Consider the following 15,409-nt stretch of genomic DNA (forward strand, 5'->3'; position numbering starts at 1 on the left):
GTGCCCGAAGCCTTCCTCCTCGACGCGGTCCGCACCCCCGTCGGCCGGCGCGGCGGCGCACTGTCCGGGTGGCACCCGGCCGACCTCGGCGCGCACGTCATCAAGGCCGCCGTCGCGCGCGCGGGCGTCGACCCGGACCTGGTCGACGACGTCATCCTGGGCTGCACCGACACCCTCGGCCCGCAGTCGGGCAACATCGCGCGCACCGCGTGGCTCGCCGCCGGGTTCGGCGACCACGTGCCCGGCGTGACGATCGACCGGCAGTGCGGGTCGAGCCAGCAGGCCGTGCACTTCGCCGCGCAGGCCGTGATGTCCGGCACCCAGGACCTGGTGCTGGCCGGGGGCGTGCAGAACATGAGCCGCATCCCGATCAGCGCGGCGATGCTGGCCGGGCGCGAGTACGGCTTCGACGACCCGTTCTCCGGCTCGAAGGGCTGGCAGGAGCGCTACGGCAGTGCCGAGGTGTCGCAGTTCCGCAGCGCCGACATGATCGCCGAGCACTGGGACATCAGCCGCGCGGCCATGGAGGAATACGCACTGCGCAGCCACCGGCGAGCGCTCGCCGCGATCGACGAAGGCCGGTTCGACGCCGAGATCGCCCCGGTCGACGGCTTCCGGCACGACGAGGGCCCGCGCCGGGACACGTCACTGGAACGGATGCGCGGTTTGAAGCCGCTGAGCGAGGGTTCGCGGCTGACGGCGGCGGTGGCCAGCCAGATCTCCGACGGTGCGAGCGCGGCCATCCTGGCGTCGGAGACGTTCGTCAAGGACCACGGCCTGACGCCGCGGGCCCGCATCCACCACCTGTCGGTGCGCGCCGCGGACCCGGTGTGGATGCTGACCGGCCCGATCCCGGCAACCGCGCACGCGCTGCGCAACGCCGGGCTGAAGATCGAGGACATCGACCTATTCGAGGTCAACGAAGCTTTCGCGAGCGTCGTCCTGGCCTGGCTGGACGAAACCGGCGCGGACCCCGGCCGGGTCAACGTGAACGGGGGCGGGATCGCCCTCGGCCACCCGATCGGGGCCACCGGCACCAAGCTCCTCGCCACGCTCCTGCACGAGCTGGAGCGCCGAGGCGGACGCTACGGCCTGCAGACGATGTGCGAAGGCGGCGGCACCGCCAACGTCACCATCATCGAACGGCTGTGAACTCAGCCGAGGGCGCGCAGCTTCGGCAGCACGTCCTCGGAGAACTGGGTCAGGAACCGCTCCTGGTCGTGGCCCGGGCCGTGGAACACCAGGTGGTTCAGGCCCGCGTCGAGGTACGGCTTGATTTGCGCCACCGCCTCGTCCGGGTCCGACGCCACGATCCACCGCTTGGCGACCTGGTCGATCGGCAGCTCGTCGGCCAGCCGCTCCATCTCCTCGGCCGAGGAGACGCTGTGCTTCTGCTCCGCCGACAGCGAAAGCGGCGCCCAGAACCGCGTGTTCTCCAGCGCCTTCTCATGGTCGCGGTCGTAGGACAGCTTGATCTCGATCGTCCGGTCGACGTCCTCGACGGTCTTTTCGGCCGCCTCCGCGCCTTCCTTGACCGCCGGCATCAGCTTGTCGGTGTAGAGCTCCATGCCCTTGCCGGACGTGCAGATGAACCCGTCTCCCGCCCGGCCCGCGTACTTGGCGACGACCGGGCCACCGGCGGCGACGTACACCGGCACCGGCTGCTCCGGCCGGTCGTAGATCTTGGCGTCCACCAGCTCGTAGTAGTCGCCCTTGAAGTTCACGTTGTCGCTGGTCCACAGCTCACGGATCAGCTTGATCGACTCACGCAGCCGGGCGAAACGCTCCTTGAACTCCGGCCACTCCCGCCCCGACACCGCGATCTCGTTCAGCGCCTCGCCGGTGCCGACCCCGAGGATGACGCGGCCGTTCGACAGCAGCGACATCGTCGCGAACGCCTGGGCGATCACCGCCGGGTTGTACCGGAACGTCGGAGTCAGCACGCTCGTGCCGATCTGCACCCGCTTCGTCCGCTCGGCCACCGCCGGCATCCACGCCAATGCCCACGGAGCGTGGCCGCCTTCGTGCCGCCACGGCAGGAAGTGATCGGACACCCACACCGAATCAAGGCCGACCTCTTCGGCGCGGACGGCGTACTCGACCAAGTCCCTCGGCCCGAACTGCTCCGCCGAAGCCTTGTATCCGACCTTCAACACCGCTCTCTCATCCTCCCGTTTGCCGGCCGAGCCGCCGCAGGATCTCACCCGCCTCGGCCACTGCGCCTTCGACGATCTGCGCCACCGTGGGCAGGTCGTGGATCATGCCCACCACCTGTCCCGACGCTAGCACTCCGGCGTCCGTCCGGCCGTCGACCAGCCCCGCCCGCAGCAGCATCGGGGTGTTGGCCGCCATGACCAGCTGGCTCCACGTCAGATCGTTGCCGTGCTTCATCGCCAGGCCTTCTTTGACCATGGCAACCGGGGACAGTCCGGTGATATTCCGGAACCGCAGCGCGTTGCGGGCCGCTTGCGCCAGGCCGCGGATCCGGCCGGTGCGTTCGAGCCGCTCGACGAGGTCGGTGCGCAGCACCCGGTGCGGGAGGCCGTCGACACGCTTGGTGACGACGGTCCCGGTGAGCCCCTGTTCGAGGTAGAGGCGCTTGACTTCGCCGGGGACCGTGCTCTCCTTGCTCAGCAGGAACCGGGTGCCCATCGCGACGCCGGCCGCGCCGTAGGCGAGCGCGGCGGCGAGCCCGCGGCCGTCGAAGAAGCCGCCGGCGGCGACGACCGGGATGTCGACGGTGTCCAGGACCGAGGGCAGCAGCAGGGTGGTGGCCACGCCCCCGGTGTGCCCGCCGCCTTCGCCGCCCTGGACGATGACGGCGTCCGCGCCCCAGGCGGCGACCTTCTCGGCGTGCCGGGCGGCGCCGACCGACGGGATGACGACGATCCCGTGGTCCCGCAGCTTCGCGATCATCTCCTTCCGCGGGGCGAGCGCGAAGGAAGCGACCTTCACGCCTTCGCGGATCAGCAGGTCGACGCGTTCGCCGGCGTCGGCCGCGTCGGCGCGGAGGTTCACGCCGAACGGCTTCTCCGTCCGCTTCTTGACCTCGGCGATCGCCGCTTCCAGCTCGCCGTACGTCATCGTGGCCGACGCCAGGATGCCCAGCGCCCCGGCTTCCGCGGTGGCCGAGACCAGCCGCGGCCCGGCGACCCAGCCCATCCCGGTCTGCACGATCGGGTGCTCGACCCCCACCAGCCGGGTCAGGGCCGTCTTCACGCCGGGACTTCCTTGTCCCGCAGGCTCTTCGGGTCCAGCACTTCCCGGATCAGGCGCAGCTCGTCCGCGGTGGGTTCCCGGCTCGTCTCCCCTGTGGACAGATCGACCGCGAAGGTGGTCGCGGCGGTGACCTCGTCACGGGTGACGCCCGGGTGCAGCGACACCGCCCGCATCGCGTGATCGGGCGTGGCGAAGTCGAACACACCCAGGTTCGAAACGACCCGGTGCACGTCGTGGTACTTCTCGGCCGACGGCCCCGCCTTCGCCGCACTGTCGTATCCCACGCCCGACACCACGTCGACCGCGTCCACGAACACGCGGGTGGAGTGGCGGGGCACCCAGTAGCTGGTGCGGTGGTTGACGGTGTTGCCCGGCGCGCCCCGCACGCCGAGCAGCTGCTTCTTCGGGCGGGCGTGGTCGCCGATGGCGGAGATGTTCTGGTTGCCGTACCGGTCGATCTGGTTCGCCCCCATCACGACGTGACGGCGTCCGTGCGGCACGATCGTGTCCAGCATTTTCCGGAACGGCTGCCAGCCTTCGACGACGCCGTCGGTCGTCATCAGGTAGGCCTCGCCGTCGGACATCAGCAGGTCCGGCTCGAACGTCAGCCGCGCGAGCTTCGCGCCCAGCTGCGGGATGAAGCCCATCGGGCTGGCCACGATCTCGCCGTCGCCGCGGAACAGCTCGGCCACCGCCACCACGGCGATCTCGGCCCGGGTCGCGCTCATGCCGCCTCCGCCTCGAACTTGTCCACTTCGGACAGATACTGCTCGTCGCCGCCGGAGAGGAACCGGTCCACGAAGCCCGGCCACGCGTCGAGATCCTTGGCGCAGGCCGCGTAATGCCGCTGGAACCGCTCGTCCCGGCCGTAGTCCGGCACCGCCGTGGTGAAGTGCGCTCCGCGCGGCGCCGCCACGACGCCGTCGACGGCACCGCGGTTGAGCAGCAGCGACTGCACCGGTCCACCCGCGGTCAGCTCGGCCGTCTCGACGACCTTCTCCACCGACACGAAGCACCTGTCCGCGGCCAGGGCGAACAGGTCGTCGAAGTAGGGGTCGGGGCCGAGGTACTGGGCGTTGCCCCGGGCATCGGCCCGGTTGAGGTGCACGAGCGCGACATCGAGCCGCTGCGCGGGCACCGCGACGAGCTCTTCGGCGTCGTCGTAGGGCGAGCGCACGGTGCGCAGGTGCGGGTTGGCGCGCATGACTTCGGAGCCGAGCCCGGCGCGGGTCGGCAGGAACGGCAGCCGCTGCATCGCCGCCGACAGCGCGGTGCCGAACATGCCCTCGTCGTACTCGGTGACCTCGATCGCGCCGGTCTCGCGGGCGCGGCCGAACCAGGGGTCGTACGGGATCGAATCCAGGGTGACGAACCCGAACACGACCCGTTTCACCTTGCCCGCGGCGCAGAGCAGGCCGACGTCCGGGCCGCCGTAGGAGACGACGGTCAGGTCCTTGACCGGGGTGCGCAGGATCGCCCGCACGAGCGCCATCGGCTTGCGCCGGGAACCCCAGCCGCCGATCCCGATGGTCATGCCGTCCTCCAGCTCGGCCGCCACGTCGTCGGCGGTCGTGCGTTTATCGGCCATTCAAGAACTCCTCGCGGGCTTCGTCGGACGCGCCGAGCAGGTTCAGTTCGAAGGTGAAGCCCTGCTCGAAGCGGTAGCTGCGGTGCACCTGCTGGGTGTCGATGCCGTTCAGGGCCTCCTTCGCCGCCCGGATCACCCTCGGGTCCTTCTTCGCGATGTCCCGGGCGACGTCGAGGGCGGCCTCGTCCAGCTCCGCGCGCGGCACGACCTGGTAGACCGAGCCGTGGGCGTGCAGTTCGGCCGCGGTGATCTTGCGGGCGGTGAAGTACAGCGTGCGCATCAGGTGCTGCGGCACCAGCCGCGCCAGGTGCGTCGCCGCGCCGAGGGCGCCGCGCTCGACTTCCGGGACCCCGAAGGTCGCGTCGTCCGAAGCGATGATCACGTCGGCGTTGCCGACCAGGCCGATCCCGCCGCCGAGACAAAAGCCGTGCACCGCCGCGACCACCGGCACCGCGCAGTCGTAGACCGCGCCGAAAGCCGCGTAACACCCTCGATTGGCGCCGACCAGCGCGTCATACCCGGCGCTGCGCTGGATCTCCTTGATGTCGACGCCCGCGTTGAACCCCCGGCCTTCCGCACGGAGGATCACGACGTGCACCTCGGGGTCACGACCCGCCTGCGTGATGGCGTCGGCGAGGTCGAACCAGGCCTGCACGGGCAGCGCGTTCACCGGCGGGAAGTCGACCGTGACGACCTCGACGTGGCCGTCGCGCTTGGTCAGGATGCCCATCAGCTCGCTCCGTAGACCGGTTCGGGCTCGGGCGCTTGCTCGAGCAGTTCCTTCACGACCGGGCCGAGCTCCGCCGGGTCCCAGCGCTCGCCCTTGTCCACGGCCGGGCCGTGCCGCCACGCCTGAGCCAGGGAAACCTTCCCGCCCTCGACCTCGAACACCCGGCCGGTGACGTCCGCGGACTCCGCGCTGCCCAGCCACACGACCAGCGGCGAGACGTTTTCCGGTGCCATCGCGTCGAAACCTTCGTCCGGACGCGCCATCGACGCGAACACCGCTTCGGTCATCCGGGTCCGCGCGGCCGGCGCGATCGCGTTGACGGTGACGCCGTAACGACCGAGTTCCGCGGCGGCCACCACGGTCAGCCCGGCGATCCCCGCCTTCGCGGCCGAGTAGTTGCCCTGCCCCACACTGCCCAGCAACCCGGCACCCGAACTGGTGTTGATCACCCGCGCACTCGGCGTCCGCCCGGCCTTCGCCTCGGCCCGCCAGTGGTCCGCAGCGTGCCGCAACGGCGCGAAATGCCCCTTCAGGTGCACGCGGACGACCGCGTCCCACTCGTCCTCGGCGAGGTTGACCAGCATCCGGTCCCGGACGAACCCCGCGTTGTTGACCAGCACGTCCAAGCGGCCGAAGTTCGCGAGCGCCGCGCCGATCAGCTCGCGGGCCCCGGCCCAGTCGGCCACGTCCGAGGTGTCGGCCACCGCCTTCCCGCCGAGTGCCCCGATCTCGGCGACGACGCCGGCGGCCGCGTCCCCGTCGACGTCGTTCACCACCACCGGCGCGCCCTCGGCGGCGAACGCCAGCGCGTGCGCCCGTCCGATGCCGCGGCCGGCGCCGGTCACCACGACCGCGCGGTCCTGGCACAACCCGCTCACGAATCCTCCCGATGGTTGACGTCGGCCGCGGCGAGGAACGCCGGGACCTCACCTCCGCCGTGCACGCGCAAGGTCGCGCCGGACACGTAGGAAGCCAGGCCGGAGGCCAGGAACGCGGCGCAGTGCCCGATTTCCGCCGGCTCGGCGAGCCGGCGGAGCGGGACGGTCTTCCCGACCGCCTCGACCGCCGCCTCGCTGCCGTAGTGCAGGTGCGCCTGCTCGGTCCGCACCATCCCGACGTCCAGGGCGTTCACGCGCACCTTCGGCGCCCACTCGACCGCCAGGCTCGCGGTCAGGTTGTCCAGCCCGGCCTTCGCCGCGCCGTAAGCCGCCGTTCCCGGTGAGGGACGGGTGCCGCTCACGCTGGAGATCATCACGATGGAGCCGCCGGAATCCTGCCGCTGCATCACCGCGTTGGCGTGCTGCGCGACCAGCAGCGGCGCCAGCAGGTTGAGCTGCACGATCTTCTCGTGCAGCCTCGGCGACGCCTCCGCGGCCGACACGTACGGCGCCCCGCCGGCGTTGTTCACCACCACGTCCAGGCGGCCGTGCCGCTCGACGATCCCCTCGACCAGCGCCGCCACCTGCGTCTCGTCGCGGACGTCGCACGCGGCGAACTCCGCCTCGGTGGGCGCTTCCCGCCGGGCGCAGACCACGACCCGGGCCCCGTGGGCGAGGAACACGTCGGCGATCCCCCGGCCCACGCCGCGGACGCCCCCGGTGATCAGGACCACCGTCCCGGCCAAGCCCAGCTCCGTTTTCACCGGCGCACCACCTTCCGTCCCCAAAACTAGAACATGTTCTCGCTGGGGACAAGGTCGGGAGCCGAGCCGGGAAGCCGCCTACTCGTCGGGAGAGGAGAACTCGTTCCGGGTGACCCGCAGGCCCGACGCGCGCAGCGCGGCCTGCATGGCGAACCGCGCGTCCGGGTCGTCGAGGCGCTCACCGAAGGCCTGCTTGAGCTGACGCACGCGGTAGCGGACCGTCTGCGGGTGCACCGAAAGGTCGACCGCGATCTTCTCGGAGTTGCCGCCGTTCTGCAGCCAGGACAGCAGGGTCTCGCCCAGCCGGCGGCGGGTCCGCTCCGGGAACTGCCCGAGCGGGGCCAGCTCCTGCCGGGCGACCTGCTCGGCCAGCGGCGAGTCCGACAGCAGCCACAGGTCCGTGAGGTGGTCGGTGCACCAGGTCACGGGCCGGTCCGGGAGCGCGCCGTCCGCCACCAGCCGCAGCGCGGTGCGCGCCCAGCGCAGGGAGTGCTCCGCCGCGCCGAGGTCCGTCGGCGGCCCGACCGCGACGCGGGTGCCGAGCCGCGTCAGGGTCCGCGCGTCGACCGGGGCGGGCACCAGCAGGTGCGGCTGCGGGGAGTCGAGGTCGGCGAGGACGTCGGAGCCCCAGGAGGTGCTCACCGTCGTCTCGGCGGCCACCGCCGCCACCTCGCGGGGCACCGGCCAGCCCGCTGCCGACGCGAGCTCGGCGAGGACCGCGTCCGGGATCGTACCCGGGCCGGTCAGCAGCCGCAGCAGCCGCCGCCGCAGGCCCGCCCGGGTGCCCTCGAGTTCCGCCCACGCCTCGCGGTGCCCCCGGCTCGACATCCGGGCGAGCTCGTCCGCGTAGCCGAACAGCATCTCGGCCAGCTGCGCCATGACCGCGGAGGACAGCCGCTGCCGCCGGCCCAGCCGCATGATCCAGCGCCAGCCGACCCGGGTGCCCACCCGGTAGGCGGCCTGCAGGTCGTCGAGGGTGCGGCCTTCGCGGGCCTCGCCCGCGCCGAGCCGGCGGCACGTCTCGTACAGCCGGTCGCGCGAGGCCAGTGGATCCTCGACGAGGTCGACGAAGAGCGCGACGGCGCACTCGACGCCGTGCCGGGTCTTGCGGCCGTAGGTCCCGTCGCCCGGCCGGGCGTAGATCGGGACGGCCCGCAGCACCTCCCGGACGATTCCGTCCACCAGCGCCGGGAGCGCCGGACGCATCAGCGCGGCGAGCTCTTTGCGCCGGAGAACCTCGTCGCCGGCGTCCCGGGGAGCGGGGACGGGTTGACGGGCACTGTCGCGGGACACCAGGGTTCCTCCACCGGGGGACGGCGATCGCAACTCTTCGGGGGTCCGGGTGGCGGACCCCCCGGCCGGGGCGAAGCCCCGGATATCACGGAGCGTGCTTTACCGGACAGTAAAGCAAGGAGCCGTTACAGTACACCTCCATGAGCCGGCAGAGTCCTCCTGATCGATCCAGCGCTCGCCGCAGCCCGGCCGCCCGGCCCACCGACGACGAGCTGCTCGACGCCGCCCGCGCGGTGTTCGCCGAGCGGGGGTACGCCCAGGCCACCATGGGGCTGATCGCGGACCGCGCCGACTCCACCAAGCCCACGCTTTACGCGCATTTCGGCGACAAGGCGGCCCTGTTCCGCACCACCGTCCGGCGCGAGGTCGCCGCGCTGCGGGCCTGGGTGATCAGCGCGTACGAAACGGCGAACAACCGCCCCCTGGAGGAGCGCGTCCGGCTGTCGGTGATGGCCATGTTCGCCTACGCCGGCGCCCACCCGGAGAGTTTCCGGCTGCTGTTCGACTCGGCCGTCGACGAGATGTCGAACGAGCGCCGCGCGCTGGCCGACTCGATCGCCACCCACGTGGTCGGCCAGGTCCGGGACCACCTGCTCGCCCACGGGCGCCCGGTCGGCCCCGGCGCGGACCTGCTGGGGGCGATGATGGTGGGCCTGGTCGGGCGGGCCGCGATGCACGTGTCCCACTCCCCCGGGCTCGACCCGATCGCCGCGGGTGAGCTGGCCGCCGGGTTCGTGATGGCCGCGCTGCGCGGGCTGGATCCCGCGTTGCTGGAGCGCCTCGACCGTCCTTCGGGGGCTCCGCACCCGGCCGGGCAGTGCGCCACCTGAGCGTCCACCTCGGACCGTTTGTCACCGGCTGAACAATTCCCGGCGCACCGGGAAATCACCTCTTGCCGGGTTCGGCAACCACTGCGACGCTGCGATCACCGCAAGCGCCGCATGCATTTCCGTCCCCCACGGAAAGCGCTTGCCGACCCCTTTTCCCACAACGAGGTGTGATCAGCCATGATTCGCGTCCCCCAGAAACGCCTGCTTTCCGCCGCCGCCGCGGTGGGCTTCGCCGTCGCCGGGCTCACCGTGGCCGCCGCGCCGGTCGCTTCGGCGGCGCCGTGCACCGACATCGACGTCCCGGTGGCTCGCGGCACGGGCGAACCCGGCACGCTGGGTTTCATCGTCGGCGACCCGGTTTTCTCGGCCGTGCAGAGCCGGCTGCGCCCGCGGTCGGTGAGCAGCTACCGCGTCGACTACCCGGCCGACCTCGGCGAACCGGCGTCGGTGCAGCGCGGCAACACCGACCTGGTCAACCACGTGCGGTCGCAGGCCGCGGCCTGCCCGTCCCAGCGGTTCGTCCTCGTCGGCTACTCCCAGGGCGCCAACGTCGTCGACAACTCGATCGGCATCAGCAGCGACGGCGCCGTCGTCGGCGGCCCGATCGTCGCCACCATCCCCGCGGACCTGGCGCCGCGGATCGCGGCCATCGTGTTGTTCGGCAACCCGATCCGCGCGATCGGCCGTTCGGTCACGGGCACCTACCAGAGCCGCACCAAGGACTACTGCGCCCTCGGCGACCCGATCTGCCAGTTCGGCGGCACCAACATCCTGGCCCACCTCAGCTACGGCAACCAGGCCAACGACGCGGCCGGGTTCGTCGCGGGCAAGGTCTGATTCCACGAAATATCCGGGAAGGCCACCTCGGAAATCCGAGGTGGCCTTCCCGGATTTCCTCAGCAGTTCGAAGGGGCGGTTTCCCCGTTGAACCGCTTCACGATCCACTGGTGCGCATCCGCGTTGCCGGCCAGGATTCCGGTGGCGTGTTCGGCGACGTAGGTGGTCCACTGCTCCCGCACCCCGGCCGCGCAGTACGCCCGGTGCAGCGCCTCCGCCTGCGGGGTGTTGACGATCTCGTCGGTGCTCGCGTGGTACTGGAACACCGGCACCCGCGGCGGGTGGGCGCCGAGCTTGTTCTGCGCCAGCCGCGCCTGCCACTGCGGTGTCCCCAGCGGGTTCGACGTCGTGAAGTCGCTGATCTTCTTGAAGGAGTAGTTCAGCAGCAGTTCCGCCGTGCACGCGTTCTTCTTCGCGTCGGCCAGCTGCTGGCGACCGGTGTCGTTGAGGAAGGAATCCAGCCTCAGCTCCGGGTACGCGGCATCGAGCCCGACCGCGGCGAAGGCCAGGAACCCGAAGCCGAGGTAGCCGTCGAGGCCCTTCGCGACTTCGGTCAGGTCGGCCGGCACCCCACCCGCGACGACGCCGACGGCGTTCAGTTCGGGGGCGTAGGTGGGCTGTTTCTCCCCGGCCCACATCGATCCACCGCCGCCCTGCGAGTAACCCTGGAAGATCACCTTGGCACCCCGGGAAAGCCGGGTGGCCGGCAGATCCTGCGCCGCCCGCACCGAGTCGATCACCGCGGGCCCCATGGACTGCCCGGTGATGTAGGTCGGCACGGTCGCCGGCGAATAGCCCTCGTAGTCGGTCACCGCGACCGCGTAGCCGCTGGAGAGCGAGTCGTTGATGGCGGGCTGGTCGTACAGCGTGCCGCGTTCCATCGCCTTGGACGCCGTGCACTTGAACGCCGGGCCCTGCGTGCCGACCGCGTAGCCGACGATCGGCGCCTTGGCCGGGTCCACGCCCTTCGGCACGAGGATCGTCCCGGTGACCGCGTTCCGGCTCCCCAGCGCGTTGGTCGACAGGTACATGACCTGCCAGGCGTCGGCGTTGAGGGCGTTCAGCAACGGCACCGCCGGCCGCCACCGGATGACGTCACCCGGTTTCCCGGCCGGCAGTGGCGACGGCGGGGTGTAGAAGGAGTCGTCGAACGGTCCGGGCAGCAGGGGTGCCGCGCCGGCGGGCGGGCTCGCGGCCGCGACGCCCAGTGCCACCAGGCAGCAGGTCAGGAGCGCCGAAAGCACGGCACGACATCGGGCATGCTTCACCACAACCTCCATCGGGGAAAGGGAATGCGCTCAGGCCGGGAGTCCGAGCGCGCCGGCCAGGACCGGCCAGGACTGGTGCAAGGCCCGCTGCCAGTACGGCCAGCTGTGAGTGCCGGCCCCGTAGTAGTCGACGGTCACCGGGATCCCGGCGGTCCGCAGGCGGTCGGTGAAGCTGCGGGACGACATCTCCGCCGTCGACTCCAGGAAGTCCGCCTGATTCGGCGGGTCGAGCGGGCCGGTCTGCCCGTTGCCGCAGGAGACGTAGAGCGCGGTGCCGCGCAGCTGGTCGACGTGGTCGTAGGGGTTGTTCGCCGACCAGATCGCCGGCAGGCCGAACGCGTCGCCCCAGAGGTTGAGGTAGTTGTAGACGCCGGCGCGCGCCAGGATGCTGATGATCCAGACCGGCAGTCCCGGGTAGAGCGTGTTCGGCACCCCGCTGTAGGACGCGGCCGCGCCGAACATCCCCGGGTGCTTGAACGCGTACGCCATCGCGCCGTACCCGCCGATCGACAGCCCGGCGACCGCGCGGCGCGTGCCGCCGTGGTAGCCGCGCTCGACGATCTGGCGCACTTCGGCGGTGTGGAAGGTGTCCCAGTCGGGGGTGTTCCAGAGGCCGAAGTTCCACCACTTCGTGTACATCCCGGCCGCCCCGTCCGTCGGCATCACGACCAGGGCGTCCTTGGCCGCGGTGAACGCCTTGACGTCGGTGAACTGGTCCCACGAGCGGTAGTCGACCGGCTCGCAGCAGCCGTGCAGCAGGTACAGCACGGGCCAGGTCCGCGTGGGCTGCGCGGCCCAGCCGGACGGCACGATCAGCCGCACCATCCCGGTGGTGCCCAGGGCCGGCGAGCTGATCTGCAGGTCGACGGTCCGGGCGTCCACCCAGGTCTCCTGGACGACCTTCGCGCCGTCGTCGGCCACGGCCGGGCTCGCCTGGGCGGGCGCCACGCCGGCACCGGCGATCAGGAGGACGACGGACAGCGCCAGCAAGGCGATCCGCTTCATATGGACTCCTCAGAGGGGGATGTTCCCGTGTTTCCGGGCCGGCAGGCTCTGGCGTTTGGTGCGCAGCATCCGCAGGGCCCGCGCCACCTGGAGGCGGGTCTGCGACGGCGTGACGACTTGATCGACGTACCCGCGCTCGGCGGCCAGGTACGGGCCGCCGTGGCGTTTGCGGTACTCGTCGGTGAACCGGCGGCGGGCGGCCTCCCGTTCTTCGGGTGGCAGAGCGGCCAGCTCGCGCCGGTAGAGCACCTGCACCGCGCCTTCGGCGCCCATCACCGCGATTTCCGCGGTGGGCCAGGCCAGCACGACGTCGGCGCCGAGGTGCTTGGAGCCCATCACCGCGTAGCCGCCGCCGTAGGCCTTGCGGACCACCACGGTCACCTTCGGCACGGTCGCCTCGGAATAGGCGTAGATCAGCTTGGCCCCGCGGCGGATGATCCCGCCGCGCTCCTGCTCGGTGCCCGGCAGGTAGCCGGGCACGTCGGCCAGGGTGAGCAGCGGGATCGAGAAGGCGTCGCAGAAGCGCACGAACCGCGCGGCCTTTTCCGACGCGTCGATGTCGAGCACGCCGGCCTGGTGCCGCGGCTGGTTCGCCACGACGCCGACCGTGCGGCCCTGCACCCGCGCGAAGGCGCAGATCATGTTGGGCGCGAAGGCGCTGTGCACTTCGGTGAACTCGCCGTCGTCGACCAGCGCGGCGATCAGCTCGGCCATGTCGTAGGTCTGGTGCGGCGAGTCGGGTACCAGCCGGTCGAGCTCGAGATCGGCGGCGGTGAGCCCGGGGCTGGTTTCGTCGGCGTACGCGGGCCCGGGGTCGAGGTTGTTCGCGGGCAGGTAGCCGAGCAGCGTCTGCACCCAGTCGACGGCGTCCTGTTCGTCGGCGGCCCGGTGGTGGGCGTTGCCGGCGACCTCGCTCTGCACCGCCGCCCCGCCGAGTTCCTGCGCGGTGACGCGCTCACCGGTGACGGCGTGCACGACGTCCGGGCCGGTGACGAACATGTGCGAGGTTTCGTCGACCATCACGGTGAAGTCGGTCATCGCGGGTGCGTAGACCGCCCCGCCGGCGCACGGGCCCATGATCATCGAGATCTGCGGGATGACCCCGGAGGCGTGCGCGGTGCGGCGGCCGAGTTCGGCGTAGTACGCCAGCGAGACGACGCCTTCCTGGATCCGGGCGCCGCCGGAGTCGTTGATCCCGACGACCGGGCAGCCGATGGTCATGGCCAGGTCCATCAGCTTGAGGACCTTTTCCCCGGACACCTCGCCGAGGCTGCCGCCGAAGACGCTGAAATCCTGGGAGAACACGCAGATCTGGCGGCCGTCGACGGTGCCGTGCCCGGTGACGACGCCGTCGCCCCACGGCCGGTTCGCGTCCATTCCGAACTCCGCGCACCGGTGCCGCGCGAACTGGTCCACCTCCACGAAGGAGCCCGGGTCCAGCAGCAGCCCGATCCGTTCGCGCGCGGTCAGCTTCCCCTTGGCGTGCTGCCGGTCGACGGCCCGCTTTTCGGCGATCCGCACGGCTTCGTCCTGCCGGGCGGCGAGATCGGCGATCCGGAAGGCGGTGGTCGGGGTCAGTTCGTCCATCACCGCACCACCGCCCCGAGCCGTTCGGCCAGCACGGCCACGTGCGGTGGATCGATCATCGACACGTGGTCGCCGGGCACCCGCACGACTTCGAGGGCGCCGCAGTGGGCGTCCCAGCCGAGCGCGTCGTCGGTGCGCAGGTACCGCGGGTCCAGCGCGGTGGTGAGCGGATGCGGGTCCTGAGCGCGCAGCAGGACCACCCGGCCGTCGTAGCGCTCCGGCGTGTACCGCTCGGCCACCCGCGCGTCCACATAGGACGCGTACTGGTGCTTGAGGACGCCGGCGCCCATGTCCGGCACCTGCTCGGCGAGCTTGGCCATGACCCAGCGGATCTGCGCGTCCTCGTCCAGCCGCGCCAGTTCTTCGCGGGGAACGTCGAAGGGCACGCCGTAGGTCCGCGAGATGTGGCCGGCGAACCGGTCGAAGCGGTCGAGCAGTGCGTCGGCCGCGGTGCCCGTGGCGGGCAGCGGCAGGATGGTGTCGATGAGGAAGACGAGTTCGGCGTTTTCCAGGTGACGTGCGGTCTCGAAGGCGAGACAGCCGCCGAACGACCAGCCGCCCAGCCGGTAGGGGCCGGCGGGCTGGATGTCCCGGATCAGCTCGGCGTACCGGGCGGCTTTGCCTTCGACGGTGTGCTGTTCGTCGAGGCGTTCGAACGCGTAGACCGGCGGGCCTTCGGGGAGCAGCCGGGCGAGTTCCCGGTAGACGCTCGCGGTGCCGCCGGCCGGGTGGAAGAGGAAGACGGGCGGCCCGGTGACACCATCGCGCAGCAGCCGCACGGGCCCGCCACCGTGCCCTTCGAGCTCGGCCCGCAGGAGATCGGCCATGCCGGCGACGGTCGGGGTGGCGAAGAGCCGGTCGTGGCCGGGAACGGCGGTGAGGTGCTCGGCGAAGATCGCCCGCAGCCGGCGGGCCTGCGCGAGGTCGCCGCCGAAGTGCTCGTGGACGCTGGGTTCGGCGCCGAGGACGGTTCGCCAGTGTCGGGCCACCCAGCGTTCGGCGGGATCCCGCGGCCCGGTGATGGCCAGCGCGGCAGGGTCCGTCCGGCCGGGGAGGTGGCGGGGACCGGCATCCGTCGGCGCAGCGGGTCCGGCGAGGTTCGCCGACCCGGCACCCACCGGAGCTGAGGGCCCAGCGAGGTCACGTGGACCGGCATCCGCCAGCGCAACGGGCCCGGCGAAGTCCACCTGCCCAGCACTCACCGGCGCAGCAAGCCCAGCGAGGCCCTGTGGACCGACATCCGCCAGCGCAGTGGGTCCGGCGGAGTCCTGTGGACCAGCACTCACCGGCGCTGCAAGCCCAGCGAGGCCCTGTGAACCGACATCCGCCAGCGCAACGGGACCGGCGAGGTCCACCGACCCGGCACCCACCGGCGCAGCCGCTCCGGCGAGGTCCACCGACCCGGCACCC

At 71.7% G+C, this 15,409-nt stretch carries 14 protein-coding genes and 1 pseudogene; 3 read left to right on the top strand and 12 right to left on the bottom strand.

Going from position 1 to position 15,409, the window contains the following annotated elements; all coding sequences use genetic code 11:
- On the top strand, positions 1-1,152 hold the full coding sequence (locus tag AB0M30_RS22735; protein WP_364586647.1) for an acetyl-CoA C-acetyltransferase: 1,152 nt from the start codon (positions 1-3) through the stop codon (positions 1,150-1,152).
- A gap of 2 nt (positions 1,153-1,154) precedes the next feature.
- On the opposite strand, the gene fgd is transcribed toward AB0M30_RS22735, so the two are convergent.
- The 8 genes from fgd to AB0M30_RS22775 all read right to left on the bottom strand — a co-directional run bounded on the left by fgd (position 1,155) and on the right by AB0M30_RS22775 (position 8,472).
- Positions 1,155-2,156, bottom strand: a complete 1,002-nt coding sequence (fgd, locus tag AB0M30_RS22740; protein ID WP_364586650.1) for a glucose-6-phosphate dehydrogenase (coenzyme-F420) — start codon at positions 2,154-2,156, stop codon at positions 1,155-1,157.
- A 7-nt stretch (positions 2,157-2,163) separates the two neighbouring features.
- Complete coding sequence (locus AB0M30_RS22745; protein WP_364586653.1) at positions 2,164-3,219, bottom strand: nitronate monooxygenase; 1,056 nt, start codon at positions 3,217-3,219, stop codon at positions 2,164-2,166.
- Positions 3,216-3,947 carry a CoA-transferase gene (locus tag AB0M30_RS22750; protein WP_364586656.1) on the bottom strand — a complete coding sequence of 244 codons (732 nt, stop codon included), beginning with the start codon at positions 3,945-3,947 and terminating at the stop codon, positions 3,216-3,218. Before AB0M30_RS22750 ends, AB0M30_RS22745 begins: the two co-directional genes overlap by 4 nt.
- Positions 3,944-4,807 (bottom strand): CoA-transferase, encoded by an 864-nt coding sequence (locus AB0M30_RS22755; protein WP_364586659.1) that lies wholly within the window; start codon positions 4,805-4,807, stop codon positions 3,944-3,946. The genes AB0M30_RS22750 and AB0M30_RS22755 overlap by 4 nt, the downstream gene beginning before the upstream one ends.
- A complete protein-coding gene (locus AB0M30_RS22760; RefSeq protein WP_364586662.1) occupies positions 4,797-5,537 on the bottom strand; it encodes an enoyl-CoA hydratase family protein in 741 nt (246 codons plus the stop codon). Before AB0M30_RS22760 ends, AB0M30_RS22755 begins: the two co-directional genes overlap by 11 nt.
- Positions 5,537-6,415, bottom strand: coding sequence for an SDR family oxidoreductase (locus AB0M30_RS22765; RefSeq protein ID WP_364586665.1), 879 nt, complete (start codon positions 6,413-6,415; stop codon positions 5,537-5,539). Before AB0M30_RS22765 ends, AB0M30_RS22760 begins: the two co-directional genes overlap by 1 nt.
- Entirely contained in the window at positions 6,412-7,179 is a 768-nt protein-coding gene (locus AB0M30_RS22770; protein WP_364586667.1) for an SDR family oxidoreductase, read from the bottom strand. The genes AB0M30_RS22765 and AB0M30_RS22770 overlap by 4 nt, the downstream gene beginning before the upstream one ends.
- 78 nt (positions 7,180-7,257) lie before the next feature.
- Complete coding sequence (locus AB0M30_RS22775) at positions 7,258-8,472, bottom strand: helix-turn-helix domain-containing protein (RefSeq protein WP_364586670.1); 1,215 nt, start codon at positions 8,470-8,472, stop codon at positions 7,258-7,260.
- A 140-nt stretch (positions 8,473-8,612) separates the two neighbouring features.
- Between AB0M30_RS22775 and AB0M30_RS22780 the strand changes: the two genes are divergently transcribed.
- Both AB0M30_RS22780 and AB0M30_RS22785 read left to right on the top strand, forming a co-directional pair.
- On the top strand, positions 8,613-9,302 hold the full coding sequence (locus tag AB0M30_RS22780; RefSeq protein ID WP_364586674.1) for a TetR/AcrR family transcriptional regulator: 690 nt from the start codon (positions 8,613-8,615) through the stop codon (positions 9,300-9,302).
- 177 nt (positions 9,303-9,479) lie between these two features.
- Positions 9,480-10,139, top strand: a complete 660-nt coding sequence (locus AB0M30_RS22785; protein WP_364586677.1) for a cutinase family protein — start codon at positions 9,480-9,482, stop codon at positions 10,137-10,139.
- 59 nt (positions 10,140-10,198) lie between these two features.
- On the opposite strand, the gene AB0M30_RS22790 is transcribed toward AB0M30_RS22785, so the two are convergent.
- From AB0M30_RS22790 to AB0M30_RS22805, 4 genes and pseudogenes are all read right to left on the bottom strand, one after another.
- Complete coding sequence (locus AB0M30_RS22790; protein WP_364586680.1) at positions 10,199-11,407, bottom strand: lipase family protein; 1,209 nt, start codon at positions 11,405-11,407, stop codon at positions 10,199-10,201.
- A gap of 30 nt (positions 11,408-11,437) precedes the next feature.
- Complete coding sequence (locus tag AB0M30_RS22795) at positions 11,438-12,412, bottom strand: alpha/beta hydrolase family protein (RefSeq protein WP_364586683.1); 975 nt, start codon at positions 12,410-12,412, stop codon at positions 11,438-11,440.
- Positions 12,413-12,421: 9 nt separating this feature from the next.
- Positions 12,422-13,999 carry an acyl-CoA carboxylase subunit beta gene (locus AB0M30_RS22800; protein ID WP_364586686.1) on the bottom strand — a complete coding sequence of 526 codons (1,578 nt, stop codon included), beginning with the start codon at positions 13,997-13,999 and terminating at the stop codon, positions 12,422-12,424.
- Positions 13,999-15,291 (bottom strand): annotated as a pseudogene (locus tag AB0M30_RS22805) (thioesterase domain-containing protein); the annotation flags it as partial. The gene AB0M30_RS22800 and the pseudogene AB0M30_RS22805, both read right to left, overlap by 1 nt.
- Between the last annotated feature and the right edge of the window lie 118 nt (positions 15,292-15,409).

The sequence above is a fragment of the Amycolatopsis sp. NPDC051716 genome, from assembly GCF_040681595.1.
In the GTDB taxonomy this organism is placed as follows: domain Bacteria; phylum Actinomycetota; class Actinomycetes; order Mycobacteriales; family Pseudonocardiaceae; genus Amycolatopsis.